Source organism: Roseateles sp. GW821-FHT02E12 (assembly GCF_059421665.1).
This window is the reverse complement of record NZ_JBWKVK010000001.1, coordinates 929,049-952,616: the sequence shown is the minus strand read 5'-3', so window position 1 is coordinate 952,616 and position 23,568 is coordinate 929,049. Positions and strand designations below refer to the sequence as shown.

At 67.1% G+C, this 23,568-nt stretch carries 25 protein-coding genes; 10 read left to right on the top strand and 15 right to left on the bottom strand.

Going from position 1 to position 23,568, the window contains the following annotated elements; genetic code table 11:
- Nucleotides 1-142: 142 nt before the first annotated feature.
- Nucleotides 143-826, top strand: coding sequence for a PEP-CTERM sorting domain-containing protein (locus AC07V5_RS04515; RefSeq protein WP_495114420.1), 684 nt, complete (start codon nucleotides 143-145; stop codon nucleotides 824-826).
- Nucleotides 827-830: 4 nt separating this feature from the next.
- Here the strand turns inward: AC07V5_RS04515 and AC07V5_RS04510 are convergent, their stop codons facing one another.
- Entirely contained in the window at nucleotides 831-1,238 is a 408-nt protein-coding gene (locus AC07V5_RS04510) for a VOC family protein (protein ID WP_495114419.1), read from the bottom strand.
- Nucleotides 1,239-1,249: 11 nt separating this feature from the next.
- Nucleotides 1,250-1,771: a DUF1697 domain-containing protein gene (locus tag AC07V5_RS04505; protein ID WP_495114418.1), complete on the bottom strand. Its 522-nt coding sequence runs from the start codon at nucleotides 1,769-1,771 to the stop codon at nucleotides 1,250-1,252.
- A 210-nt stretch (nucleotides 1,772-1,981) separates the two neighbouring features.
- Between AC07V5_RS04505 and AC07V5_RS04500 the strand changes: the two genes are divergently transcribed.
- The 4 genes from AC07V5_RS04500 to AC07V5_RS04485 all read left to right on the top strand — a co-directional run bounded on the left by AC07V5_RS04500 (nucleotide 1,982) and on the right by AC07V5_RS04485 (nucleotide 5,196).
- Complete coding sequence (locus tag AC07V5_RS04500; protein ID WP_495114417.1) at nucleotides 1,982-2,845, top strand: transglutaminase-like domain-containing protein; 864 nt, start codon at nucleotides 1,982-1,984, stop codon at nucleotides 2,843-2,845.
- Between the two features lie 6 nt (nucleotides 2,846-2,851).
- The gene (locus tag AC07V5_RS04495; protein ID WP_495114416.1) at nucleotides 2,852-3,910 is read left to right on the top strand and encodes a sensor histidine kinase; all 1,059 of its coding nucleotides are present in this window, start codon (nucleotides 2,852-2,854) and stop codon (nucleotides 3,908-3,910) included.
- A 131-nt stretch (nucleotides 3,911-4,041) separates the two neighbouring features.
- The gene (locus AC07V5_RS04490) at nucleotides 4,042-4,503 is read left to right on the top strand and encodes a nuclear transport factor 2 family protein (protein WP_495114415.1); all 462 of its coding nucleotides are present in this window, start codon (nucleotides 4,042-4,044) and stop codon (nucleotides 4,501-4,503) included.
- A 42-nt stretch (nucleotides 4,504-4,545) separates the two neighbouring features.
- Entirely contained in the window at nucleotides 4,546-5,196 is a 651-nt protein-coding gene (locus AC07V5_RS04485; RefSeq protein ID WP_495114414.1) for a DUF2306 domain-containing protein, read from the top strand.
- Nucleotides 5,197-5,355: 159 nt separating this feature from the next.
- On the opposite strand, the gene AC07V5_RS04480 is transcribed toward AC07V5_RS04485, so the two are convergent.
- Both AC07V5_RS04480 and AC07V5_RS04475 read right to left on the bottom strand, forming a co-directional pair.
- Nucleotides 5,356-6,141 (bottom strand): helix-turn-helix domain-containing protein, encoded by a 786-nt coding sequence (locus tag AC07V5_RS04480; protein ID WP_495114413.1) that lies wholly within the window; start codon nucleotides 6,139-6,141, stop codon nucleotides 5,356-5,358.
- Nucleotides 6,138-6,518 (bottom strand): phosphopantetheine adenylyltransferase, encoded by a 381-nt coding sequence (locus AC07V5_RS04475; RefSeq protein ID WP_495114412.1) that lies wholly within the window; start codon nucleotides 6,516-6,518, stop codon nucleotides 6,138-6,140. The genes AC07V5_RS04480 and AC07V5_RS04475 overlap by 4 nt, the downstream gene beginning before the upstream one ends.
- A 112-nt stretch (nucleotides 6,519-6,630) precedes the next feature.
- On the opposite strand from AC07V5_RS04475, the gene AC07V5_RS04470 reads away from it, so the two are divergent.
- Complete coding sequence (locus tag AC07V5_RS04470) at nucleotides 6,631-6,948, top strand: DUF2834 domain-containing protein (protein WP_495114411.1); 318 nt, start codon at nucleotides 6,631-6,633, stop codon at nucleotides 6,946-6,948.
- On the opposite strand, the gene AC07V5_RS04465 is transcribed toward AC07V5_RS04470, so the two are convergent.
- The 4 genes from AC07V5_RS04465 to AC07V5_RS04450 all read right to left on the bottom strand — a co-directional run bounded on the left by AC07V5_RS04465 (nucleotide 6,917) and on the right by AC07V5_RS04450 (nucleotide 9,560).
- Nucleotides 6,917-7,552, bottom strand: a complete 636-nt coding sequence (locus AC07V5_RS04465; protein WP_495114410.1) for an HD domain-containing protein — start codon at nucleotides 7,550-7,552, stop codon at nucleotides 6,917-6,919. The genes AC07V5_RS04470 and AC07V5_RS04465 overlap by 32 nt on opposite strands.
- The gene (locus tag AC07V5_RS04460) at nucleotides 7,549-8,154 is read right to left on the bottom strand and encodes a hypothetical protein (protein ID WP_495114409.1); all 606 of its coding nucleotides are present in this window, start codon (nucleotides 8,152-8,154) and stop codon (nucleotides 7,549-7,551) included. The genes AC07V5_RS04465 and AC07V5_RS04460 overlap by 4 nt, the downstream gene beginning before the upstream one ends.
- 106 nt (nucleotides 8,155-8,260) lie before the next feature.
- A complete protein-coding gene (locus tag AC07V5_RS04455) occupies nucleotides 8,261-8,623 on the bottom strand; it encodes a VOC family protein (protein WP_495114408.1) in 363 nt (120 codons plus the stop codon).
- Between the two features lie 43 nt (nucleotides 8,624-8,666).
- Entirely contained in the window at nucleotides 8,667-9,560 is an 894-nt protein-coding gene (locus AC07V5_RS04450; protein WP_495114407.1) for an AraC family transcriptional regulator, read from the bottom strand.
- Between the two features lie 235 nt (nucleotides 9,561-9,795).
- On the opposite strand from AC07V5_RS04450, the gene AC07V5_RS04445 reads away from it, so the two are divergent.
- Both AC07V5_RS04445 and AC07V5_RS04440 read left to right on the top strand, forming a co-directional pair.
- Nucleotides 9,796-10,566 carry an SDR family NAD(P)-dependent oxidoreductase gene (locus AC07V5_RS04445; RefSeq protein ID WP_495114406.1) on the top strand — a complete coding sequence of 257 codons (771 nt, stop codon included), beginning with the start codon at nucleotides 9,796-9,798 and terminating at the stop codon, nucleotides 10,564-10,566.
- A 535-nt stretch (nucleotides 10,567-11,101) separates the two neighbouring features.
- Nucleotides 11,102-14,605 (top strand): SIR2 family protein, encoded by a 3,504-nt coding sequence (locus AC07V5_RS04440; RefSeq protein WP_495114405.1) that lies wholly within the window; start codon nucleotides 11,102-11,104, stop codon nucleotides 14,603-14,605.
- A gap of 151 nt (nucleotides 14,606-14,756) precedes the next feature.
- Here AC07V5_RS04440 and AC07V5_RS04435 read toward each other — a convergent pair whose 3' ends face one another.
- Genes AC07V5_RS04435 through AC07V5_RS04425 form a run of 3 tightly spaced genes read right to left on the bottom strand, consistent with a single transcriptional unit; the run spans nucleotide 14,757 to nucleotide 17,996 of the window.
- A complete protein-coding gene (locus AC07V5_RS04435) occupies nucleotides 14,757-16,427 on the bottom strand; it encodes a long-chain-fatty-acid--CoA ligase (protein ID WP_495114404.1) in 1,671 nt (556 codons plus the stop codon).
- Complete coding sequence (locus AC07V5_RS04430; protein WP_495114403.1) at nucleotides 16,424-17,299, bottom strand: DMT family transporter; 876 nt, start codon at nucleotides 17,297-17,299, stop codon at nucleotides 16,424-16,426. Before AC07V5_RS04430 ends, AC07V5_RS04435 begins: the two co-directional genes overlap by 4 nt.
- 16 nt (nucleotides 17,300-17,315) lie before the next feature.
- Nucleotides 17,316-17,996 carry a TetR/AcrR family transcriptional regulator gene (locus tag AC07V5_RS04425; protein WP_495114402.1) on the bottom strand — a complete coding sequence of 227 codons (681 nt, stop codon included), beginning with the start codon at nucleotides 17,994-17,996 and terminating at the stop codon, nucleotides 17,316-17,318.
- 81 nt (nucleotides 17,997-18,077) lie between these two features.
- Between AC07V5_RS04425 and AC07V5_RS04420 the strand changes: the two genes are divergently transcribed.
- Nucleotides 18,078-18,560, top strand: coding sequence for a nuclear transport factor 2 family protein (locus AC07V5_RS04420; protein WP_495114401.1), 483 nt, complete (start codon nucleotides 18,078-18,080; stop codon nucleotides 18,558-18,560).
- Here the strand turns inward: AC07V5_RS04420 and AC07V5_RS04415 are convergent.
- From AC07V5_RS04415 to AC07V5_RS04400, 4 genes are all read right to left on the bottom strand, one after another.
- Nucleotides 18,524-18,748 (bottom strand): cysteine-rich CWC family protein, encoded by a 225-nt coding sequence (locus AC07V5_RS04415; protein WP_495114400.1) that lies wholly within the window; start codon nucleotides 18,746-18,748, stop codon nucleotides 18,524-18,526. The genes AC07V5_RS04420 and AC07V5_RS04415 overlap by 37 nt on opposite strands.
- A 58-nt stretch (nucleotides 18,749-18,806) precedes the next feature.
- Nucleotides 18,807-19,226 carry a DUF1801 domain-containing protein gene (locus AC07V5_RS04410; RefSeq protein ID WP_495114399.1) on the bottom strand — a complete coding sequence of 140 codons (420 nt, stop codon included), beginning with the start codon at nucleotides 19,224-19,226 and terminating at the stop codon, nucleotides 18,807-18,809.
- A gap of 12 nt (nucleotides 19,227-19,238) precedes the next feature.
- Nucleotides 19,239-19,925 carry a hypothetical protein gene (locus tag AC07V5_RS04405; protein ID WP_495114398.1) on the bottom strand — a complete coding sequence of 229 codons (687 nt, stop codon included), beginning with the start codon at nucleotides 19,923-19,925 and terminating at the stop codon, nucleotides 19,239-19,241.
- Nucleotides 19,926-20,008: 83 nt separating this feature from the next.
- Nucleotides 20,009-21,310, bottom strand: coding sequence for a DUF4397 domain-containing protein (locus tag AC07V5_RS04400; protein ID WP_495114397.1), 1,302 nt, complete (start codon nucleotides 21,308-21,310; stop codon nucleotides 20,009-20,011).
- Between the two features lie 205 nt (nucleotides 21,311-21,515).
- On the opposite strand from AC07V5_RS04400, the gene AC07V5_RS04395 reads away from it, so the two are divergent.
- On the top strand, nucleotides 21,516-23,567 hold the full coding sequence (locus AC07V5_RS04395) for an oxidoreductase (RefSeq protein WP_495114396.1): 2,052 nt from the start codon (nucleotides 21,516-21,518) through the stop codon (nucleotides 23,565-23,567).
- Nucleotide 23,568: the final 1 nt, after the last annotated feature.

The following is a 23,568-nucleotide window of genomic DNA, read 5'->3' as shown; positions in this document are numbered from 1 at the left end:
CCGCCCGCTTCAAGCCTGGCGCGATGGAACGACACGCGGGCGGGACAGGCCGTCGTTCGGGTTCGCCGCGATGCCCGGGCGAGCCCGTCTTGGGCAGACTCGACCCTGTCGCGTCGCTTCCACCGCCTCCAAAGGAATCTCCATGCGTGCCTTGCTGTCCGGCCTCTCCTTCGCGGCGCTGATGGGCGCCACCGGCGTTGCGCCGGCCGCCGTCGTCTACACGGCGCTGTCCACACCGCTGACGACCGCGTCCAACCCGGGCGGCGGCGGCAACGACGGCACCGGCGTCTGGTTCAACCCGCTGACCGGCTATGCCGAGGAGCGTGGCTTCTTCTTCCCCAACCCGTTGTTCGAGGACGGCAAGTTCTTCCTGCTGCTCGACGCCTCGCAGGCCACGCCCGAGGCGTTGATCTACACGCAGGGCTTCTTCTCGCGCGGCAACGGCGTCATCTACGCGTCCAGCAGCAACCTCAACCCGGCCTACTTCAGCGACGGCGCCACCATCGGTGCGGGCGTGGGCTACCAGAGCCCCGGCGCGGGCTACCCCGACCTGGGCCCGGTGTTCGGCAACTTCCCCAAGGGCCGCGGCTTCATTGGCCTGACGCTGCGCGACTCGTCAGGCGCCTCGGCCAGCGATGTGTTCTACGGCTTCGCCGACATCACCGTGGGCAAGGACTACAGCATCACGCTGAACGCCTTCGCCTACGAGAACGTGCGCGGCGCGGCCATCACCACCAGCCTCGCAGCACCCGTGCCCGAGCCGGCCACCTATGGCCTGATGGCCCTCGGCCTGGCAGCGCTGGGGTTGCGCCGCCGCCGCCGCTGAAGCGTCAGCTGCCGGCCTTGGGCGCGCGGGCGTAGCTCTGCGTCAGCGCCTCCCAGGCGTGGCCGTCGGGCTCGCGCCAGTAGACGATGCGCCCGCCCACCGAGGTGTTGACCTGGAAGTCGTCCGGCCCGATGGGCGTGCTGCGCCAGGCAATGCCCATGGCTTGCAGCCGCGCCATCAGCGCATCGAACTCCGCCTCGCTGACGCGAAACGCATAGTGCTGCAGCGGCACCGCCGCGCCGGTCGCCACCTCGTCGAAGTCCACCGTCAGGTCATCCGACACATAGACCGCGCTGAACGGCCCCACCGCCGCCTGCGCCGACCAGGGCACGCCGAGGATGGCGGCCAGGCGTTCGGCGGCGGCGCGGCGGTCTCGGGCGGGGATGAGCAGATGGTCGAGGACGGCGGGCATGGCGAATCTCCTCAGGCTTTGGCGCACTTCGCGACGGTGTCCCAGGTGCGCGTGGTGATGTTCTTGCTGAAGGTCTTCTCCAGCAACTGCATGAAGACGGGGCCCTTCTCGTTGGGCACATAGACGCAGAGCACCTCGCCGCCAATGCGCTTGAGGATGCTGGCGTCATGCTGGGCGATGGGCAGTTCGACCTCGTCCACTGCGTCGGGCTCGCGCAGAAAGGTCACGACGCGCTTGCCGCCGGCCGGCAGCTTGAACTCGGCAAAGGGATCGGCGTCGAGCAACTGCTGCAGATGCGCGGTCGAGCGCACCACGGTCGCAAAGCGGTAGCCCGCGCCGTCCAGCATCGCCTTCTCGACGCGCTTCTGCAGCGCCGCGGCCGACGCGGAGCGCGGTGTGGAGAAGACGACGTTGCCACTGCTCAGCAGCGTCTTCACATTGGTGAAGCCGGCAGCCTCAAGGCAGCGCTTGAGCTCGGGCATCTTGCAGTTCATCGGGCTGACGCCGCGCAGCAGGGCAACGTAACGGGGCATGGACAGAGACTCCCAGCAAGCGGCGAGACGATAGCAAACGCCGTCACTGCACGGCTTCGTGCGCCTGAATCCGCCCCCCGGCGCGGATCCCCTGCTAGCAACAGAGGTACTGCGTGAACGGGTGTAAGGTCGGATGCCCTTGGAGCACCTCATGAAACCCCGTTCTGGATCCGCGTTGCCGGCAGCAGGTCGCGTTCCTGCGCGTCGAACATGATCCGCCTCGAGATCGCCCTCGAACTCGATTACGTCATCGCGGACCCCGGCTGTGATTTCATCTTCAACATCCACGCCGCCAGCACGCCTCGGCAGCTGGTGGTGGAGGAATCGCTGACGCTGAGCCAGCAGCTGCAGGCCCGCGTCGAGATGGAACCGGTCACGCGCAACCGCTACCTGCGCGTGCAGGCTCATGCCGGGCCGTTGAAGGTGGCCTACCGGGCCACGGTCGACCTGACGCATCACTTCGCCGCGCCGGGCGATGTGGGCGAGGTGCCCGTCGCGCGCTTGCCGGCCGAGGTGCTGAGCTACATCTACCCGAGCCGCTACTGCCAGTCCGACCGGCTGCACCGCCTCGCCATGCGCGAGTTCGGCCAGCGCTGGCAGGGCTACGGCCGCGTGCAGGCCATCCGCGACTGGGTGCTGGAGCGAACGACCTTCACGTCCAACACGTCGGACTCCAACACCTCCGCCATCGACACGCTGCTCGGCCAGGTGGGCGTGTGCCGCGACTTCGCCCACCTGATGATCGCGCTGTGCCGCGCCATCAACATCCCGGCGCGCTTTGCCACCGGCATCGACTACGGCGCCGACCCGGCCCTCGGGCCCACCGACTTCCACGCCTACGTGGAGGTCTACCTCGGCGACCGCTGGTACATCTTCGACCCCTCCGGCACCGCCATCCCGATGGGCTTCGTGCGCTTCGGCACCGGGCGCGACGCGGCCGACGTCGCCTTCGCCACCATCTTCGGCACGGTCAACTCCAGTGCCCCGGTCATCCAGATCAGGGCCGTGGCGGGTGCCGATGGCCAGCTGCAGCTGCCCTACCACTGCACCGACGCCATCTCGACGGACGGTTGACGAGCCGTGAGCATCCGCACCGTCTTCATCCGCCACCCCATCCTGATCCCCCTGGCCTGCGCCGCGGCATTGGTCGTGGTGCTGGTTGGGGAGAGCTCCTACTGGCAGTCGGAAGGCGTGCTGGGCGAGCTCAGTGCCGTGCGGGCCGGCACCACCCGGCTGGAGGAATTGCGCGCTGCCCCCACCGAGCAGCAGGCCGACATCCACCGCACGCTGCTGCTCAACCGCATCGGCGTGGGGGTGCTGAGCGTGGCCAGCCTGGTGGCGCTGTTCCTGTATCTGCGCCGAGGCCTCGCGCTGGAGGAGCAGCGCGAGCGCGAGAAGGTGGAGCGCCAGCGCCTGGTGCAGATCGAACGCGAGCGGCTGGAGGTCGAGGTGGCGCGCCGCACCGAACAGCTCGTCAAGCTGGCGCACCACATCGAGACGGCGCGCGAGCAGGAGCGGGCCCGACTGGCGCGTGACCTGCACGACGAGATGGGCTCGCTGCTCATCTCCGCCAAGCTCGATGCCGCGCGCATCCGGACCCGCGTCACCCACCTTGCGCCCGAGGCGCTGGAGCCGCTCACGCGCCTGATCGAAAAGCTGAACAGCGGCATCGCGCTGAAGCAGGACATCATCGAAAACCTGCGCCCGTCCACGCTCGACACCCTGGGCCTGGCCGTCACGCTGGACATCCTGGCCGGCGAGTTCGCGAAGCGCTCCGGCGTGCAGGTGCACTGCGAGCTGGCGCCCGTGCGGCTTGCCGCCGACGCCGAACTCGTCGTCTACCGCGTGGTTCAGGAAGCCATCACCAACGTCAGCAAGTACGCGCGGGCGCGCCAGCTGTGGCTGACCCTCAGCGTCGCCCACGGCCAGGCCGAACTCAGCGTGCGGGACGACGGCATCGGCTTCGACACCGAGGCCGCCGCGGGCTCCGCCTACGGCCTGCTGGGGATGCGCTTTCGCGTCGAGGCCGAGCACGGCACGCTGTCGGTGGTGTCGGCGCCGAACCAGGGCACGCTGATCCGCGTGAGGTTGCCGGAGATCGCGTTGGCGCCGGCTGAGGAGCGGGCAGGTGCTCACTGACGGCGACGAGCGGGAACAAGAGGCGATCCCGGCGTTGCACGGGTCGCGTTGACTTGGTCAAGCAGCAGTCGACGGAGTTATGCGGCAACGCGTGCTGGATAAGCTGGTAGTTAGGCGTCAAAGGAACCACCATGAATCCGCTCAACCGCAGATGGTTTTCCCGCTTCCTGATAGTTGCCGCAAGCACTTTTGCCGCATGTGCAAGTCAACAGCCAGCAGAGTCAGTGGAAAAGTACATCGCGGATCGGTCGCGAGAATGGACCGATGCGTATGTCAGCGGCAATACACGCGTCTTGGAAGAAATCATCGCTGATGACTTTCTCGGCACATCGACCAAGGGCGAGCGATACACAAAGCAGAACGTCATTCAAGACGCGAAAGCCGGCTACTTTGTATCCAACCGGCTATCCAAGATAGAAGTCAGGGTCTACGGAACTACCGCCTTGGCTTTTGGAATGGACGTCATGGTCCTCAAGACGAGCCCCAATACAGAGGAACGTGCCGTGTGGACGGACACGTGGCTTTTGCGCAATGGGAAATGGCAAGTCGTGGCATCGCATGAATCCAAGCTGTCCTCGGCGGCGGCAAATTGACGCCTAACCCTCCGTTTAGCTCTACGTCAGGCGTCAAATCCAATGCCCACCTCAGTCACCCAACGCAATTGGCTCACTACGCCTGCGGGCATCCTTCTGTGTGTGGCCGTGCTCTCGGGCGGTCTCGCGTGGTGGTTGATAGCCCTGCCCGTGTTGAGCCTTTCCAACGTAAAAAGTCACCCCACGCACTTTCCCCAGGTGTTCGTGCATGCCGTAGGTGGAACGCTCATGCTTGCAAGCGGAGCGATCAATCTCTATCTGGGCGCGACTCGCCAGTTCTTTCGCCTGCACAGGCCCCTCGGGTTGACATACCTCATTGGCGGCAGCATCAGCGCCGTCAGTGCAATCGTCCTTGCGCTCAGCAACGGACATAGAAAGTCGGCCATCGAGTTTGCTGTCGAACCGCTCCGCTCCAACGATCTCGGCTGGGCGCTGGCAACACTTGGGGCAGCTTGGCTTGTGTGTGCAGCCATGGGCTATCGAGCCGCATTGAATCGGCGATTTTCGTCACACCAAGCATGGATGATTCGAAGCTACGTCTTGGTTTGGTCGTTTGTACTCTGTCGACTGGTTGGCCAGATACCTTCCTTCCCTGAGCTTGGTAGTGGAGGAACCATTGCATGGCTGTCATGGACAGTTCCCCTGATGCTCTGCGAGGTTGCACTTCAATGGCCAAGCGGTCGTCGACAGTAGGCCCGTGACCAAGCGTTGAGGCCTGACCCATCGCTCAAGCGGAGCGCCAACGCGGGTCGAGTGGGCGATGACATGGTGAAAATGACTTTTAACCAGTCGCTCGACCGGCCCATAGCGAAGTGCAGCCGCTTGCTTGAAGCGGCTGCGTCCCGAGCACCATCACCCCACAGCCAAGCGATCACCGGCGTCGGCCAACGCCCTGCGCGTTCCCTCATCCGTCGGAAACAGATGCTCCACCTTGAGCGACGCCAGCGTGATGTCCAGCGGCGTGCCGAAACTGGTGATGGTCGAGAAAAAGCTCAGCACCTGCCCGTCCGCCGCGCGCAGGCGGAAGGCGAGGACGGGTAGCTGGCTGCTGGCCTCGACGGCGGCCCAGGGTTCCAGCGTCGGGCGCAGGTCGTCGAGCAGGGCGCGCAGCCGCGGCAGGTGCTCGGCCTCGCGGCAGGCGCGGGCCCACATCTCGCCGCACAGCCAGGCCTCGTCCACGCACAGCGCGCGCAGGCCGCCAGGCGCGAAGATGGCGCGCAGCAGGTTCAGCGGCTGGGCCAGCAGCGTCTCGGCCGGCAGGCCCAGCAGCGAGAGCAGGCGCGCCAGGCCTTCGTTGGCCATGACGACGTTGTACTCACCATCCAGCACCAGCGCCGGCGTCGTCGGACCGCTGGCGTGCACCAGTTGCTCCAGCGCCTGGCGCACGGACGCCATCTCGGGCGCGTCCAGCGCGCGCTCGGTGTGGGCGGGCGCGTAGCCGGCGGCGAGCAGGGCTTGGTTGCGTTCCTGCAACGTGGCGCCGAGGGCGTCGAGCAGGGCGATCAGCGTCTCGCGGCCGGCGCGGGAGCGGCCGGTCTCGATGCAGCTGAGGTGGCGTTGCGAGACGCCGGCGCGCAGCGAGAGCTCGAGCTGGCTGACGCGGCGCGACTTGCGCAGGGTGGCGAGGGTGGCGGTCATGGCGTGGGGGTGGGCAGCAGGTGGACGATGCCAGCGGCCAGCAGCAGGATCAACGCGAGGATGTCCAGCTTGACGACGGTGCTGAGCGCCGCCCCCAGCGGGCCGGCTTGCAGCGCCAGCAGCAGGAAGGACGCAACGCTGACCAGGCCGGCGATGAGGCCCAGCCCGCGCAGCGCCGGTTGCCAGGCGGCCCAGGCCAGCAGCGCGGCGAGCAGGCCGAAGAGCACGGCGCGGTGGCGCAGCAGGAGCTCCAGCGCGGGGTCGCGGGCGTCGACGCCGTAGAGCACCGACAGCTTGGCGGCGCCCAGCACGCCAGCCAGCGGCAGCGCATGCAGCAGGGCGACGAGCGCGAGTGTGATGGGAACGAGCAGCTTCATGAGCCGTGACCTTAGGCCATCAACGACGGCGCGGCGATGACCTCGGAGGTCATTGCGGCCATGCGCGCCTGTGCCGAGCATGGCGCCATGTTCAACCCGCTGGAGAAACGCCATGCGACCCGTTCTGATCCTCGTCCTCGCCGCCTTCGGAGCCTTCTCGACCTATGTGATGTGGGAGGTGGGCTACCTGGGCATCTGGCAAGCCGGCATGAGCAGCCTCGGCGCCTGGCAGGTGCTGCTGGACCTGGTCATCATGTCGTGGATCGCGCTGGGCTTCATCTGGCGCGACGCTCGCCAGACCGGCCGTACGGTCTGGCCATTCGCGCTGATCACGCTGGCCGCGGGCTCCTTCGGGCCGCTGCTCTATCTGCTGCTCAAGCCCTCGGGCCGCGGCAGCTTCACGGCGACGTCGGCCGTGGCAGGGCGCTGAGGGCAGCCTGCAGATTGACGCGCGCCGCCGCCTCGAAGCGACCACGCAGGGCCGGCGTGCCGTAGAGCACGGGCCGCGCGAGAAAGCCGGCCAGGATGGCGCCGCGCTTCTCGTTGAAGAGAGCCGCCGGCACATGGGCGTACTCGTGGCGGATCTGCGCCTCGTACTCGGCAAAGCGTGCCGGTGCCGCGCCGAGGATGGCAAGGTCGATGTCGACGAGCAACTGCTCGTCGGGCGTGGCCGGCGCGACGCTGTGGCGGGTGGCCAGCACCAGGGCCGCGACGCGCTCGGCCACGTCCGCCGCAGCGCCCGCTTCCAGCAGCGCGCTGCGCGCCCAGTCGGCGCTCAGCGCCTCGTTGTCATGGCGATGCACGTCGTAGATCGCGTCGTGAAACCACAGCGCGATCGCGATCTCGGCGGGCCGCTCGGCCAGGTGGGAGAACTCGTCGAACAGCGCCAGGCATTCGCCCAGATGCTGCTGCGTGTGATAGCCGCGATGCGGCTCCGCATAACGGGCCAGCAGCTGGGCCTGCAAGGCCTCGCCATCGCGGGCGCCCAAAGCGGCCCAGGCCTTCTGCCAACGTGCGCTGACCGCTGGATTCATTCGACGATGACCGTGTAGCTGATCGCCTGCGCCAGGCTGGGCAGCATGCCGCCAAACTCGATGCGATGCTGCCCTTTCGTCAACGGCGGCAGGGCCACGTAGTAGCCGCTGGCGGCGGCATCCGGCGGGCCGCCGGGCACCAGGCTGAAGCAGGTCTTCGTCGTCTGGCGATGCGCCTGCAGGCCGTCGATGCGGTGGCCGTCGATGGACAGCACCAGCGCCATGGGGCCATCGGTCAGCGCCTTGACCTTCATCAGCAGGCCCTGGCAGTCGTCCGTCGGCCCCTCCGAACGGAAGTAGACGTAGTTGATCAGCGGAAAGAAGAGTTGCTTGCCGCTTGGCACGCGGCAGGTCCGCTCAACGCGCTGACTGCCATAGGCGCCAGCCAGGAACCAGACCGTCCCTTCTTGCCGGCTCGCACAACGCTCACCGGTGCGGTCCGCCACGGGGCTGCGCGCGCGATCGAAGGAGAAGGCCCATTGCCACCATCTCTGGGACCATTCGTGCTGCGAGACCCCGGCCAGCGGCGCGTCGGGCGGCAGCGGCGTCACGTCTTGCGCCAGAGCACCTGCCGCGCAAAGCAGCATGGACAGGGCAAGCATGTTTTGTTTCTGACGCGTCATGGCGTGGCACTCCCTTTGTGGGCCCACATGATGCCAAGGCGCCGGCTCTAACGCAGCCAGCCAGCGCAAACTTGCTCGCAGTTCCTCATGCCAGCGGCCGGCCGAACATCATGCGATGCCCGTCCAGCGTGCGCACGCCGAACTCACGCATGCCCCAGGACTCGTCACGCAACGGCTTCATGAACTCGGCGCCCTTGCCCGCGAACTCGGCATGCAGGCTGTCGATGTCGCTGACTTGCACGTAGGCGAAATAGCTGTGGTCGCCAAGCTGGGCGGGCGGCAGCGCATCCGGGCATTCGCCGGCCATGATGACGCAGGCATCGCGCTCCAGCCAGCACCAGCCGGGGTCGCCCATGTCGTGGACGGTGAAGCCGAGCACGTCGCGGTAGTACGCAGACGAGCGCGCAAGGTCGGGCACGGCGAGAACGTAGCGGGGCTGGGTCAGCATCTGGCCATGTTAGGTCGGCCGGGCGACGAGATGCGGCTGACGCTCAGACGGCCGCCTGGACTCCGATCGACCGCAGCCCCAGCCGCTGCTTGTCACGCCCGGGCGGAGCGCCAAACAAGCGGCTGTATTCGCGGCTGAACTGCGAGGGGCTGTCGTAGCCGACGCTGTAGCCGATGGCCGCGACGTCGCCAGCGTCCGCCAGGATGCGCGCCCGTGCCTCCTGGAGCCGGATCAGCTTCTGGTACTGCAGCGGGCTCATGGTCGTCGCGCCGCGGAAGTGGCGGTGGAAGGACGACTCGCTCATGGCCACCATGTCGGCCAGCATGGGGATGGAGATGGCTTCGGCGTGGTGGGAGCGGATGAAGCGGATGGCCCGCCCGATCTGCGACAGCCGGCTGTCGGCCAGGCCGATTTGCCGCACCATGGCGCCCTGCGCACCGTGCAGCAGCCGCCACACCAGCTCGCGCTCCACCAGCGGGCCTAGCACGGCGGCGTCGCGCGGCGAGTCCTTCAGTCGCAGCAGGCGCACCATGGTGTCGATGAGATCTTCCGAGGCATCGTTGACACCGTAACCGGCAGGTTCCGACGCAGCCGCCGCAGGCCCCATCTCCAGCAGCAGCGAGGAGATGGTCGACGCGCTCAGTGTCATGCCGGCGCCGAGATAGGGCTTCTCGGGGCTGGCCTCGATGACGCAGCCGGCGATGGGCAGCTCCACGCCCACAACCAGGAACTGGCCTTGGCCGTACTCGAACACCTCATCGCCCAGCATGGCGCGCTTGGCGCCCTGGGCGACGATCACGAAGGTCGGCTCCATCACGTGGTGAACCATCTCGGTGGGAGCCTCCACCGAGCCCGCGAAAACGCCACCCGCGTGGCGCTCGCCCACGGGGGTGGCGTGGCGCTGGATGAGCTGCCGCAATTCTTCGAGTGAACCCATGCCGCCACCGTAACCGCTGCGCCTTGCCCGCTCAAGGGGCGGGTGCACGATCCGGGCCGTATTGAGCGAATCGTGCAAGAGCTTGGCGGTTTTGGGCTATCGGCCCTGGGGCGGCCTCGGGGCTTGGTTTGAGTCAACCGCACGATGGGCGAATCGTGCAATCACATGACCGGAATTGACTGCTCGATTTGGCCGCCGGCCGATTCAATGCGGGCCTTCGCTCAAGGAGGTCGCAATGAGGATGCAAGGCAACACCCTGCTCGTGGCCGGCGGCACCAGCGGCATCGGCCGCGGCCTGGCCGAATTGCTGTGCCGGCTGGGCAACGAGGTGCTCATCTTTGGCGGCCAGCCCGGCGCCGCCCAGGCCGTCGCCCGCGCCAACCCCGGCATGCGAGCCGTCGACCTGGACCTGGCCGACCCCTGGAGCGTCGCCGGCTTCTCCGAGCAGGTCGCGGCGACTTGTCCGGGCCTCAACATGCTCGTCAACATCGCCATCGCCTTCCCGGCGAAGTACCTGCCCGGCCTGGATGCGCTGCTGGACGACGACGGCAGCTACGAGAAGCTGGAAGCCCACCGGCTGGGCATGCAGCAGCTGACCGGCGCGCTGTTGCCCCACTTCCGCAAGCGGACCCACAGCGCCATCTTGAACGTGCGCGCGGGGCCGATGCTGGCGTCGCCGCATGCACAACGGGGGAGGGGCTCGAGCAGCACGGCCATCGAGAGCGGCATGTCGGCCTGCGTCATGTCCGTCAGGAAGCGCTGGGCTGGCGCCTCCATCGACGTGATCGACATCGCCCGCCCGTCACGCGCGGAGCGCATGAGCCCGGACCATGCCCCCCGGCCCCACGAGGTACCCCGGGGCGAGTTCCTCTCCAGCGTGGCCCAGTTGCTCGCCGAAGGCCTGCCCGAAGCGGCGGCCCTGTCGCGGCTTCGGGCACTCTGGCCGGTGGCGCGGGCGGCGGCGAGAAAGACCCGGGACGACGATCTGGTCTCGCAGGCGCACTGATTCCGGGCGAATGGCGCGCGCGTTCGTCTGCTTCAGGCTGGCTGCTGTCGCTCACCAACGGCCGCTTTGCGGCGGTACGGATCCAGGCAGTGAGTCCCTAGACCTCTGGCATGAGGTCAATGGCATGGATCAAGGCCACGCCGCCACCTGAGTTGTGGCCCTGCCAGGGTAGCCTCCTGCTCTTGGTCAACCTGCGGAAGTATTGGGTTGACGGCGCGCCCAACAACCTAAGCACGAGTGAAAAATGCGCTTCATTCCGAATGGCCCAAGCATTCCCGATGAACTTCTGACAGCACGGGATGCTGGTCAGGTTCTCTTTTTCTGCGGTGCAGGAGTGTCGCGAGCCAAAGCCCGGTTGCCGGATTTCGTCACTTTGGCTGAGCGCGTACTCGAGACTCTAGGATCTGGCCTCGATAGTCCCGCTAGGCGGCTTTTCGATCAAGCAAAGGCGCAACCTGGAACGGTTGCTACTGACCGGATCTTCGGGCTCTTAGAGCGAGAGTTCGATTCCTCAGACGTTCGAGAGGCCGTAGCGATGGCCCTCCAGCCTTCGAACAACGTGAACCTAGGCGCGCATCGACTGCTACTCGACCTGGCGAGAGATAAGGCGGGGGTGCCTAGGCTTGTGACGACGAATTTCGACGCACTCTTCGAAGCCTGCGAACCAGGAATTGAGTCGTTCAATCCGCCGAAGTTGCCCGATCCTCGTCGACCGCAAGACTTCCGTGGCATCGTTCATCTCCACGGCTGTGTGAACGATGCCGGTCTAGGTGCTCGCGACGACGAATTCGTCCTCTCGAGCGCAGATTTCGGCCACGCCTATCTGGCCGACGGCTGGGCATCGCGATATATCCAATCCCTGCTGCAGCGTTTTCGCATCGTTTTCCTCGGTTATTCCGCGGACGACCCGCCCGTGCAATACCTGCTAGAGGCGTTGAACCGCTTCGAGACGCCTTCGCAGTCTCTCTATGCGTTCCAGTCTGGCAATGCGTCGGAGGCCTTGGCCCAGTGGGCACACAAGGGCGTTACGCCTATACCTTACGACAGTGCAGATCATCATGCCGCACTCTGGGACACGCTGACTGCCTGGGCAGCTAGGGCTCGCGACGTCGAAGGCTGGCATTCCCAACTCATCAAAGCCGCTTCCGAACGGGGCCCAGCCGGAATGGCTGCGCATGAGCGCGGCATGGTCGCGCACCTTTTCTCGACCGAGATCGGCGCGCGATTCCTTGCAGGTTCCGAAACACGCCTCCCGGCAACTTGGCTCAGCGTAATCGACCCGCATCTGAGGTACGCCCGACCACACCAGCGGGATCTGAACTCAGACGTCAGTAATCGCTTCGATCCCTTCGATGCGTACGGCCTGGACTTCGACGAGCCACCGGCGCCGATCGACCTGGCAAATCACTTTGCCTCGCGCAAGATTCCAGAGGATGCCTGGAATGGCCTGGACTGCGGAGTGAATGAGCACCCCAGCATCTATCGGTCACTGAATGGACGAAGACTTGGACTGGCGACGGAAGGCTCTATCGACCTTCCTAGCCGATTGGCGCAGATCGGCGCTTGGTTGACGAGCGTGGCCCACCAGCCTGCTGCGCTTTGGTGGGCGGCGAGGTATCCGACGCTTCACCCGTCCGTTCTCGACGGGATCGACCGCCGGCTGCTAACTGATAAGGGATTCACGCCGGCGCTTCGAGCCGGCTGGCGCATGGCAATTGCATGCATGCGAGGCCGGACGAGCAACGTCGATTACCGGTATCACAAGATTGCCGCCCAAGCAAAGGCAGAAGGATGGTCAACACCGCTGGTGCGTGAGGTAATGAATGTCTGCAGACCCCAGCTGACTCTGGATAGCTCATTCAATGCCATTGCCCCGGAGCCGAATGCAGAGGCAGAGCTGAACGCCCTGGCGCGCTTTGACGTTGATTATCCGCGTCCGCACGTTCCGATTGAGATTCCGGAAGACCTTCTCGCCTATGGTGTTGGTCAATTCCGGCAGCACTTGGACTACGGACTGGATCTGGAGCGCGAGGTCACGGGCGGGGACGTGCCGTATTTCGACACCATTCGCGCCGATGACGGAAAGGCGCTGCCGACGGACGCACACGGTCTAACTGGCCATCTTGTGCTGTTCACGAAACTGGTTTCCCAACTGGCGGAGCACGATATTGATGCCGCCAAGCGAGAGGTCGATCAATGGTCTCAGTTTCAGCACCAAGTCTTCATTCGACTGAAGATATGGGCTGCGGGGCGATCAGACCTCACGACACCGGAGCAAGCCTGCCAGACCGTACTCGAACTGGACGATGAGACGTTCTGGTCCTCGCGCCAAGAGCGAGATCTGCTGTTCAGTCTGCGAGACCGATGGCAAGAGTTTCCAGACGCGCTCGCGAGCCAGATCGAAGCGCGCCTACTCACTAGTGATGTCCCGTGGCTAAAGGGGCAACCGGATCACGCCGCAGGCATCGCGCACGAGCGGCTGGATAGGCTGCATTGGCTTTCATCTCGCGGGGTGAAGTTCACCTTTGACTACGGCACCGTAGCCGCCGACCTCCGAGCACTTGCGCCTCGATGGGACGAGCGATCGGCGCAGCACACCGCGCAGCCGCAGGTTTCAGAGGCCTTCTCCGTGACGACTGATGCGAATTCGACTGCAATCGATAGACTGCCGCTGGTGGAAGTTCTGGCTAAGGCGCAGGAACTTGCTGGAGACGACTTTTTTGCCCGTGTGCGCAGGAATCCGTTTCTGGGGTTAGCCAAGAGCCGCCCTTCGAGAGCGTTGAGCGTACTTACCCACGCCAAGAAAACTGGCGCGTTTCCAGCTTCGGCCTGGTGGTCCTTTCTGTCGGCCCAAGCGGAGTCGAGCCCTCCGAAGCGGCTGCTGATTGCCATCGCGGCTCGAACTGCGCGCCTGAGCCCTGGTGAGTTGGGAGAGATATTGCATCCGGTATCCACCTGGATGCACAACATGCATCAGCGGTTGGAACACGAATGTCTTGCAGCCTTTGAGGCCTTGTGGACCGCGATGCTGGAGGCAATGCGCCTGCCCAAGGCGGAGCTTCAGCGAAGCCCTCCCATACCCAGGCGTTGGGTCGATGAGGGCTTGAATAGTCCTGCAGGGCGACTCGCCATGGCCCAGCGACAGCAATTGGCCGACATAGCCAAGGCCGGCAATGGACTTCCGGGGGCATGGAAGCTCAGAACGGAAGAGCTGCTTGGCCTCCCGCAAGATCACCGGAATCATGTGATCGCGATGATCGCCGCAGAATTGGGTTGGCTCTTTCAGACCGACCCTGTGTGGACAGAGGAGCACCTACTTTCCGTGCTCACTGGTCATGATGAGGCAGCCGTTCGGGCCTTCTGGTCAGGATTTTTGTGGACCGCGAGTGGACTGCAGGCTGATCTGTTTCCGCATCTGAAGGCGGGGCTGATAAGGCTTGCGAAGACGCCGGAGTTGGCTGGCCGCGATCAAACCAAATCGATTGCCGGCTTGCTCTTGGTCACATGGAGCAACTGCAAGCGGCGGGGCGAGGAGCCGCCACAGCTATCCGACGTTGAGCTCCGAGAGGTGCTTATCCACGCGGACGACGGCTTTCGCATGCAAATGCTTTGGTACGTCGAGCACTGGTCCAAGGATAAGGATGAGGAGGCTGATTGGTCCGAGTTCCTCATCCCCTTCCTCACAAAGGTCTGGCCTCGGCAGCTTGCTGCCCGCACGCCGAGCGCATCGGGGCGGCTCGTGGATCTCGCGCTGGCACTGCCCGAGCGCTTTCTGGAGGTTGCCGAGGCAGTTCAGCGTCGCCTCGTCGTGTCGAGCAACTTCTTCATGAATTTGTTCGATGAGAGCCACACGCAGATCGCGCTGAAGCATCCGCTCGAGCTGTTGGCGCTTTTGTCTGCTTCTCTTGGCGAAGACCCGTCGAGCTGGCCATTCGAGACGGGCAAACTGCTCGCAGTTCTAGCTGAGCAGCCTCTGACGAGAACCGATCCCAGATTGATCCTGCTGCGGGAGCGAGAGCAGCGGCGCATGTGGCAGTGACCTGCCCGGGGTTTTCCCTCCGGACAAGATCAGTAGCCCGGCTCAATGGCGGCTTTGGGGTGACCCGTCTGGCTTTCGCGATGTCCGTTCCCGCTGCACACCAGCCCTTCACCGGCCCGGCGGCTACGCTGGACCCAGCGCAATGGCCCGCTCACCCACCCCGCGTCTTCTCACGCTCCTGCAGCGCCCGCCACATGACCTTGCCCGCGCCGCTCTTGGGCAGCGTGTCGACGAACTCGATGCGGGCCGGCACCTTGTAGGCGGCCATGTTGGCGCGGCACCAGTCGCGCAGGTCGGCTTCGGTCAGTGACTCATGCCCCGCGCGGCGCACGACGACGGCCTTGACGGTTTCGCCACGATAGGCGTCGGGCGCCGAGATGATGCAGGCCTCGGCCAGGCCGGGGTGGGCGTGCATCAGGTTCTCCACCTCGGCCGGCCAGACCTTGAAGCCACTCGCGTTGATCATCCGCTTGAGGCGGTCGGTCATGAAGAAGTAGCCGTCGGCGTCGACGAAGCCGATGTCGCCGGTGCGGAAGAAGCGCTTGCCTTCGAACTCGATGAAAGCGGCCCGGGTGGCGTCGGGCCGCCCCCAGTAGCCGTCGAACACCATGGGGCCGTGCGTGATGATTTCACCGGCCTCGCCCACGGGCAGTTCCTGCAGCGTGTCGGGGTCCACGACGCGGGAGTCGCAGCTCAGGTAGGGCACGCCCAGACATTGCTGCTTGGGTGCGTCGTAGGGGTTGCTGTGGCTGGGCGCGGCGGTCTCGGTCAGGCCGTAGCCTTCCATGTAGCGCAGGCCGTAGCGCTGCCACAGGCGCTCGGCAATGGCCTGGGGCATGGCCGCGCCGCCGCCGCCGATGGACACCATGCTGCTGAGGTCGAAGCTGTCGACCTCGGGGCTGGCCAGCATGTCGATGACCATGGTGGGGATGTTGGTCCAGCGCGTGACGCGGTGGGTGGCGATGAGGCGGGCGGCGTATTCGCGCTGCCAGCGCGGCATCAGCACCAGGGCCGCGCCGCAGGCCAGCGTGCCGTGCATGACGACGACCATGCCGGTGATGTGGAACATCGGCACGACGCCGAGCACCACGTCTTCATGGTTGGCATTGGCCCACAGGCCGCCGGCAAAGATGTTGTGCTGCAGGCTGCGGTGCTTGTGCATGCAACCCTTGGGGTGGCCCGTGGTGCCGCTGGTGTAGGGCAGCAGCGCCAGGTCGTCGGCGCCGACATCCACGGCCGGCATTGCGGCCGTGCAGGCCAGGGCCTCAGCCCAGCACGGGCTGCCGGCGGGCAGGGCGATGTCGGTGTTCAGCCAGTCGACCCAGGCGGCGGGCAGGCCGGCGCCGTCGGTCCGCCCACCCGGCAGCACTTCGGCCAGGCGGGTGACGAGCAGGTCCTGGGCCGCCATGCCAGCGGCCAGCCATTCGGCGCTGAGGTCGCTGCTGGTGACGGCGAAGACGGCGCCGCTGTCCTCGATGAGGTGCTTGAGCTCGGCCGCGCGGTTCATCGGGTTGACCGGCACGACAACGGCGCCCACGCGCAGGATGGCGTAGTGGGCGATGACGAGCTGTGGGCAGTTCTGCAGGCCCACCAGCACGCGGTCGCCCTTGGCAATGCCGCGCCCGGCGAGCCAGGCGGCCAGGCGTTCGACCTGGGCTGCCAGCTCGGCATACGTCGTCGTGTGGCCGAGGAAGACCAGGGCCGGCCGCTGCGGAAACCGGCGCGCGTTGACGAACAGGTTGTCGGGCAGCGCCGTGGCCGGCGGCTCGATGGCGTGCGGCACGCGGGCCGGCCAGAACTTGTGGTGTGCTCGGGGGGTCATGCACTTGTCTCCGGTTTCCTCGCGACGACGAGATAGACGCCGAGCAGCGTCACGCCCATGCCAGCGATGGCTTGTGCGCCAAGTGTCTCGCCGAACAGCAACCACGCCATCACCGAGGTGACAGAGGGCACCAGATACATCGTGCTGCTGACGGCCGTGACGCGGCCGTGGCGCAGCATGTAGAACATCAGGCTGATGCCGCCGGCCGTCAGCACGAGGATGCTCCAGGCCATCGCGACGAAGACGTGCGCGTTCCATTCGATGCGCATGGGCTCCAGCGCCCAGGCCAACGGCAGCGTCACGGCCAGCGCAGCGGCGAACTGCACGACCTGGCCGGTGCGCAGGTCGAAATGGGGCACGAAACGCTTCTGGTACAGCGTGCCGCCGGTGATGGCGAGCAGGGCCATCAGGCACAGCAGCAGCGGCGCGCCGTAGCTGCTACCCAGGTTGAGCTTGTGCCAGATGACGAGCACGACGCCGGCCAGGCCCAGGGCCACGCCCAGCCATTGGCGCGGCGAGACGCGTTCGCCGATCAGCGGCGCCAGCCCGGCCACCAGCACCGGCTGCAGGTTGACGATCAGCGCCGCCGTGCCGGCCGGCAGGCCCTGGCGGATGGCGACCCAGACGCCACCCAGGTACAGCGCCTGGATGCCGATGCCGGCGATGGCCAGGTGGACCATGTCGCGCCGCGCGGGCCAGGGCGCGCGCGCGGCAAAGGCCAGGCCCAGCATCAGCGCGACGACGCCGGCGTAGCGCCAGCTCAGGAAGGTCAGCGGGTCGGCATAGGGCGCCGCCAGCTTGGCGACGATGTAGCCGGTGGCCCAGATGAAGATGAAGAGCGGCGGGGCAACGCGGTCGAGGACGGATGACATTTGCCAGACATCATGCCTAAGCCCCCAAGACCTTGGCGCTCATCAGCCGCACCAGCTCCACGGGCTCGGGCAAGGGGCCCGCCAGAGGCAGGCCGGCGAAGGCCGAATCCAGGCTCAAGTGCGACAGGCCGTGGGCCAGGCTCCAGCCGGTCAGCGCGATCAGCGGGCCAGCAGCGGCGTCGAAGCGGGTGGCTGCGTCGAGCAGCACGCGAAACGATGCCTCGGCCGCGCGGTCCAGGCCTGGGTGGCGGCTGCGCGAGGCCAGCACGGGGCCGAACATCAACCGGAAGCGTGCCGGCCGGCGCCGCGCGAAGTCGACATAGGCCGCGGCGATGGCCAGCAGCTGCTCGCGCGCATCGGCCGGGTGGGCGTCGACGCCCGCCTGCATGGCTGCACCGAGCTGCTGGAAGCTGCGCTCGGCCAGCGCCGCCAACAGCTCGGGCAGGCCGGCGAAGTGGTGATACGGCGCCGCATGCGACACGCCAGCGCCGCGGGCGACGTCGCGCAGACTCAAGGCTTCGGCACCGCGCTGGGCCAACAACGCCTCGGCGGCGTCCAGCAGGGTCTCGCGCAGATCGCCGTGGTGGTAGGTGCCGGCCGGCTTGGCGCGCGGGCGCGGCGGGCGCTCGGTGGCAGGCTTGGCTTTGGCCGCCGAGGCGGGCGAGGCAAGCGAACGAGGGGTAGCGACCTTGGGCATGCGCTCGATCTTGCCACGCGCAAGATCAAGGTGGATACTGCGTTGATCTTGACACCGTCAAGATCAGGTCTGAGGGCGCACGTGGATGCACCCGCCAACGAGGAGCACGCCATGTATCACGCCATCGTTCGCCGCAAGCTGCTGGCGGCTTTTGCCGATCTGAACGCGGGGCGCTACGACGGCATCCCGGCGCAGTTCGCCGCCGCGCACCGCCACTGCATGGTCGGCGCGCACGCCCTGGGCGGCGAGCGCCGCAGCCTGGCAGCAACAACGCGCTGGTACGGCCGGCTGCAGCGCCTGCTGCCGGGGCTGCGCTTCGAGGTGGGCGGCGTGTGGGTCAGCGGCTGGCCCTGGCGCACGCGCGCCGTCGTGGCCTGGCGCGACGCTTTCCGGCTACCGGGCGGCGCCGAGGGCAGCAATGTCGGTATGCACGAGTTCGAGCTGCGCTGGGGCCGCGTCAGCGCGCTGACGGTGCATTGCGACACGGCCCGGCTGGCCGGCTACCTGGCCGAGGTGGCGGCCGCCGGTCAGTCCGAAGCGCTGGCGGAGCCGATCACGGGCTGACGTGCGTCGGCCTCGATCAGCTCGCGCAGGCAGGTCAGGCACAGGCAACCGCTGTACTTCGCGGCCAGCTCGGCACGCAGCGTGTCGGTCAGGCGGATGCCGAAGCAGGCGCAATGGCCGGCGTTGACGCCGCACTCGAAGCCGCCGCCGCAGCGCGGGCAGTTCATGTCGAGCAGGGGAGCGCTCACGGGTGCCCCCTTCGCGCTGCGCGCTGGGAATGAACCCCTTCGGGCGGCCGTGCGGGGCTCATGCGCGCCGCTCCCGGAGTGCCGCCATGCAGAGCTCCTCGAGCACGCCGAGGTCCACGTCGGCCAGGCGCTTCACGTAGACACAGCCCTTGCCCTGACGGTGCTTGCCGAGCCGGGCCAGCAGCGCCTCGCGTTCGGCGGGCATGCAGCCGACGTTGAGGTAGAGGCTGATGTCGCCCTTGCCGCCCGCGCCGCTGGCGAAGCCGATCTCGAAGATGTCGCCCTCGCGGCCGCTGTCGTAGACGTAGTGGTGGTGGCCGAAGCCGACCATGCGGCCCCACATGCGCGGCGGGTGGCCACTGGTGCGCTGCATCACTGCGGCGAGCTGGCGGCAGTCGGCCGCGCGCGCCTCGGGCTGGGCCGCGAAGTGCGCTTCGACATCGGCGTCGGTCGGGACGGTCTTGTTGGGCGCGGCCATGGCGAGCGGGGGTCAGAGTGGCGATTGTGGATCCTCAGGCGGCACCAGCGGCGTGGCGCGCGCCAGGGCCATCCAGGTCGCGAAGTCGGGCTTGCAGGCCCGCTTGGGCGCTGGGCGGGCGAGTTCGAGGTGCTTGTCGTGGCCGATCAGCACGCCGTACTCGGGCGGGATCTCGTCGGGCTCGGCAATGCCGGCCTTGATGACGAACCAGCACTGGCCACACAGCGCACGGTAGGCGGCGGACTTGGCCGGGCGGCGCAGCTCGCCGAGCAGGTCACTGCGGCTCACCTTGATCTCGTGGATGGCGGGTTCGAGGTAGTCCTCCACCGTGCTGTGGCGGATGGAATAGACGTCGGGCATGGCGTTGACCCACAGCGTTTTGCCCTCTTCACCAGGCAGCCCGGCACGCAGCGCGAGGCCGCGCCAGGCGATGCGGCCGGCGCGCTGCATCTCGACGGCAACGCGCTCGACCAGCGTCTCGTGCGCATCACGAGCGGCGCGGTTGCGGGTGAGCGAGGCGGCGATGAGGGCCACGCCGGCATCGGTCACGCGCAGACGCTCGCGGCCGCCCGGCTCCTGCAGGCGCTCGACCCAGCCGGCGGCGAGCAGCTCGACCTCGACGAGATCCTGGCTGGGCCAGCCGGCGCTGCGCCAGAGCAGGCGCAGGCGTTGCAGATGGATGCGGTTGGGCGCGGGCATGGCGCGATCTTCGCCGCGGCAGGACAAGAAAAAAGCCCCCGGCCGGTGGGCACGGGGGCTTTGCGAGAGGCGCAAGCCGGAGCTTACGGACGCTCGCGCTTGGGCAGGGCGGTCATGCCTTGGGCAGCGGTAGCGCTGGGCACCGCGAAGAAGGTCCAGACGCTGTTGGCCGGGAAGGCCAGCGTGGCGTTGGTGTAGATCGCCGTGGCCGACGTCGGCACCGTGACGTCCACCTGCGAGCTGGTGGTCGACGAGATGCTGTTGGGCACCGAGGTCGCACCGGGCGACACGTTGGACGCGATCGCGCTGAAGTCCACGTTCAGCGACGAGCTGACGGTCGGCAGCGCGTTGACGAGGCGGACCTTCACGTTGCCACTGACGGTGGGCAGGCGGTTGTCGTCGTCGAGCACGGAGATCTTGGGCGCGGCACCGTCGCCCCAGACCAGCAGCGTGTAGTCCTTGCCGGCCGTCAGCGTCGGGGCCGGGAAGGTGACCGCAGCGCCGTTGACGGTAGCCGTCAGCGTGCTGGCACCGGAGGCGGTGGTCACGTACTCGCTGATCAGCGGGCTGATGGCGGCCGAGCTGAACATGGCCTGGCCGTTGATGCTCGAAGCCACCGTACCGGCAGCCGTCAGTGCAGCGACGGTGCGCACGCGGCTCTGGGTGTTGACGAAGTTCTTGACGGCGCCCTTCTGGACCAGGCTGATGCCGTTGACGAGCACGCCGCCATCGGAAGCCGTCAGGATCAGCGTGTTGACGCTGGCCGTGTCCAGCGTGACGGCCGGGATGTCCAGGCGCAGGTCGGTGCGCTTGTTGTAGCCGGTCACGCGCACGCGGAAGGTGCCCGAGTTCAGGCCGATGTAGCCGCTACCCGCGCCGCCCTGCAGATTCGTCGTCAGCGGCGTGGCCGTGTCGATCGACTCGGTGGCGGTCGTCACGAAGATGTCCAGCGCACCGGCGTCCGGGGCCAGGTTCAGCACCAGCAGCTTGGCCTTGCCGGCTTCGGGCGCCACTTCGCCTTCCTGCAGCAGCGTGGTGCGCACGGCACCGGCGAAGCCGTAGGTGATGAAGGTGTAGTTGGTGCCCGAGGTGAGCGTGGGCGTCGTGGCCGACACGCTGGTGCCCACTTCGCTGGTGGTCACCTTGGTTGCCGTGGCATTGGTGTCCACGCTGCCGTATTCGCCGGCGGTGGCGTAGGCGATCTTGCTGTTGATGGTCTTGTCGTTGACCACCAGATCCAGCTGGGCGTAGGAACGCGTGGCATTGAGCAGGCGCACTTGGGTGTTGCTGTCGCCGCCGCCGCCGCCGCCGCAGGCGGTCAGGAATGCAGTGGCCGACAGGCTCAGCGTCAGGACCAGCCGAGTGGCCCAGGGGGTGAATCGCATCGATAACTCTCCGAAAAAACCAAACCGCCGGGCACTCATTGACAAGAGTGCGGCCAAGAACGCGGACTCGCGATTAGAACCCAAGCCAGCGATCCCGCCATTGCCACCATCTAGCGGCCGGTGAAGAACTGTTGCTGCGAACTGGCCGCCGGGGTGAGGAGAACACTCCAATTCTTGTGGGGCGGCCCTGGTTAGCATCCGCCGCATGAACTATCCCCACCTCCTCGCGCCCCTGGACCTCGGCTTCACGACGCTGAAGAACCGCGTGCTGATGGGCAGCATGCACACGGGCCTGGAGGACGGGCGCAAGCATTTCGAGCGCATGGCCGTGTTCTTCGCGGAGCGGGCCAGGGGCGAGGTGGGGTTGATCGTGACGGGTGGCTTCGCGCCCAACATCGAGGGCTGGGCCAAGCCGTTTGCCGGCACGCTCGCCACGAGCGGCGCGGCGCGGCGGCACAAGATCATCACGGACGCCGTGCACGCCGAGGGCGGCAAGATCGCGCTGCAGATCCTGCACACGGGCCGCTACGGCTACTCGCCGCTGTGCGTGGCGCCGTCGCGCATCCAGAGCCCGATCAGCCCGTTCACGCCGCGCGAGCTGGGTGCCCGCGGCATCGAGCGGCAGATCCGCGCCTTCATCCGCTGCGCCAAGCTGGCTCGCGAGGCCGGCTACGACGGCGTGGAGGTGATGGGCTCCGAGGGTTACTTCATCAACCAGTTCCTGGTGGAACACACCAACCAGCGCACCGATGAATGGGGCGGCTCCTACGAGAACCGCATGCGCCTACCGCTGGAGATCCTGGCACGCATGCGCGAGGCCGTGGGGCCGGACTTCATCATCATCTACCGCCTGTCGATGCTGGACCTGGTGCCCAACGGCAGCAGCTGGGAGGAAGTGCTGGAGCTGGCGCGGCGCGTGGCCAAGGGCGGAGCGACCATCATCAACACCGGCATCGGCTGGCACGAGGCGCGCATCCCGACCATCGCGACCAGCGTGCCTCGCGCGGGCTTCGCGTGGGTGACGGCCAAGGTGCGCGCCCAGTTGCGCGCCGAGGGCATCACGACGCCGCTGATCACCAGCAACCGCATCAACACGCCCGAAGTGGCGGAGGGCGTGCTGGCCGATGGCAGCGCGGACATGGTGTCGATGGCGCGGCCCTTCCTGGCCGACTCGGAGTTCGTCAAGAAGGCTCGCCAGGGCAGGGCGGACGAGATCAACACCTGCATCGCCTGCAACCAGGCCTGCCTGGATCACACCTTCGCCCAAAAGATCTCCACCTGCCTCGTGAACCCCCGCGCGGCCTACGAGCAGGAGATCGTGATCAAGCCGGTGAATGGCGCGAAGAAGCGCATCGCCGTGGTGGGCGCCGGCCCGGCGGGCCTGGCCGCGGCGACGACGCTGGCCGAGCGCGGCCACGCGGTGACGCTGTTCGACGCAGCCGCCGAGATCGGCGGCCAGTTCAACATGGCGCGGCGCATCCCGGGCAAGGAGGAGTTCAGCGAGACGCTGCGCTACTTCCGCCGCCGCATCGAGATCACCGGCATCGACCTGAAATTGAACTGTCGGGTCTCGGCCGAGGAATTGAAGGGCTTCGACGAGGTGCTGCTGGCCACCGGCGTCAGCGCGCGCGATCCGAAGATCAAGGGCCAGGCGGAGGGCGCAGAACGCGGCCAGGTGCTGAGCTATATCGATGTGCTGAGGCACGAGAAGCCGGTGGGCGCGCGCGTGGCCATCGTCGGCGCGGGCGGCATCGGTTTCGACGTGGCCGAGTACCTGCTGGAGGCGGGCCATTCGCTGACGCTGGACCCGGCCGCCTGGCGCCGCCACTGGGGTGTGGGTGACCCGGAGCAAGTGCGCGCCGGCCTGCTGCGCCCAGCGCCCGAGGCGCCCACGCGCCAGATCACGCTGCTGCAGCGCAAGGCCGGCAAGCCCGGCGCGGGCCTGGGCAAGACGACGGGCTGGATCCACCGCGCGGCGCTGAAGATGAAGAACGTCGACATGCTGGCCAGCGTCAACTACGAGCAGATCACGCCCGAGGGGCTGTGGGTCAGCTACGGCGAGAAGCGGGCAGACGCCCAGTTGATCGAGGCCGACACCATCGTGCTGTGCGCGGGGCAGGAGCCGCTGCGCGAGCTGGAGGCGCCTTTGAAGGCGGCGGGCGTCAACGTGCACCTGATCGGCGGCGCGCTGGAAGCTGGCGAGCTGGACGCCAAGCGGGCCATCCTGCAGGGCACGAAACTGGCCTGCACGCTGTAGC

What these genes read in the sequence shown, in the direction of transcription:
- AC07V5_RS04515 (WP_495114420.1), top strand. Translation starts at nt 143, where the DNA reads ATGCGTGCCTTGCTGTCCGGCCTCTCCTTCGCGGCGCTGATGGGCGCC.
- AC07V5_RS04510 (WP_495114419.1), bottom strand. Translation starts at nt 1,238, where the DNA reads ATGCCCGCCGTCCTCGACCATCTGCTCATCCCCGCCCGAGACCGCCGC.
- AC07V5_RS04505 (WP_495114418.1), bottom strand. Translation starts at nt 1,771, where the DNA reads ATGCCCCGTTACGTTGCCCTGCTGCGCGGCGTCAGCCCGATGAACTGC.
- AC07V5_RS04500 (WP_495114417.1), top strand. Translation starts at nt 1,982, where the DNA reads ATGATCCGCCTCGAGATCGCCCTCGAACTCGATTACGTCATCGCGGAC.
- AC07V5_RS04490 (WP_495114415.1), top strand. Translation starts at nt 4,042, where the DNA reads ATGAATCCGCTCAACCGCAGATGGTTTTCCCGCTTCCTGATAGTTGCC.
- AC07V5_RS04485 (WP_495114414.1), top strand. Translation starts at nt 4,546, where the DNA reads ATGCCCACCTCAGTCACCCAACGCAATTGGCTCACTACGCCTGCGGGC.
- AC07V5_RS04480 (WP_495114413.1), bottom strand. Translation starts at nt 6,141, where the DNA reads ATGACCGCCACCCTCGCCACCCTGCGCAAGTCGCGCCGCGTCAGCCAG.
- AC07V5_RS04475 (WP_495114412.1), bottom strand. Translation starts at nt 6,518, where the DNA reads ATGAAGCTGCTCGTTCCCATCACACTCGCGCTCGTCGCCCTGCTGCAT.
- AC07V5_RS04470 (WP_495114411.1), top strand. Translation starts at nt 6,631, where the DNA reads ATGCGACCCGTTCTGATCCTCGTCCTCGCCGCCTTCGGAGCCTTCTCG.
- AC07V5_RS04465 (WP_495114410.1), bottom strand. Translation starts at nt 7,552, where the DNA reads ATGAATCCAGCGGTCAGCGCACGTTGGCAGAAGGCCTGGGCCGCTTTG.
- AC07V5_RS04460 (WP_495114409.1), bottom strand. Translation starts at nt 8,154, where the DNA reads ATGCTTGCCCTGTCCATGCTGCTTTGCGCGGCAGGTGCTCTGGCGCAA.
- AC07V5_RS04455 (WP_495114408.1), bottom strand. Translation starts at nt 8,623, where the DNA reads ATGCTGACCCAGCCCCGCTACGTTCTCGCCGTGCCCGACCTTGCGCGC.
- AC07V5_RS04450 (WP_495114407.1), bottom strand. Translation starts at nt 9,560, where the DNA reads ATGGGTTCACTCGAAGAATTGCGGCAGCTCATCCAGCGCCACGCCACC.
- AC07V5_RS04445 (WP_495114406.1), top strand. Translation starts at nt 9,796, where the DNA reads ATGAGGATGCAAGGCAACACCCTGCTCGTGGCCGGCGGCACCAGCGGC.
- AC07V5_RS04440 (WP_495114405.1), top strand. Translation starts at nt 11,102, where the DNA reads ATGGCCCTCCAGCCTTCGAACAACGTGAACCTAGGCGCGCATCGACTG.
- AC07V5_RS04435 (WP_495114404.1), bottom strand. Translation starts at nt 16,427, where the DNA reads ATGACCCCCCGAGCACACCACAAGTTCTGGCCGGCCCGCGTGCCGCAC.
- AC07V5_RS04430 (WP_495114403.1), bottom strand. Translation starts at nt 17,299, where the DNA reads ATGTCATCCGTCCTCGACCGCGTTGCCCCGCCGCTCTTCATCTTCATC.
- AC07V5_RS04425 (WP_495114402.1), bottom strand. Translation starts at nt 17,996, where the DNA reads ATGCCCAAGGTCGCTACCCCTCGTTCGCTTGCCTCGCCCGCCTCGGCG.
- AC07V5_RS04410 (WP_495114399.1), bottom strand. Translation starts at nt 19,226, where the DNA reads ATGGCCGCGCCCAACAAGACCGTCCCGACCGACGCCGATGTCGAAGCG.
- AC07V5_RS04405 (WP_495114398.1), bottom strand. Translation starts at nt 19,925, where the DNA reads ATGCCCGCGCCCAACCGCATCCATCTGCAACGCCTGCGCCTGCTCTGG.
- AC07V5_RS04400 (WP_495114397.1), bottom strand. Translation starts at nt 21,310, where the DNA reads ATGCGATTCACCCCCTGGGCCACTCGGCTGGTCCTGACGCTGAGCCTG.
- AC07V5_RS04395 (WP_495114396.1), top strand. Translation starts at nt 21,516, where the DNA reads ATGAACTATCCCCACCTCCTCGCGCCCCTGGACCTCGGCTTCACGACG.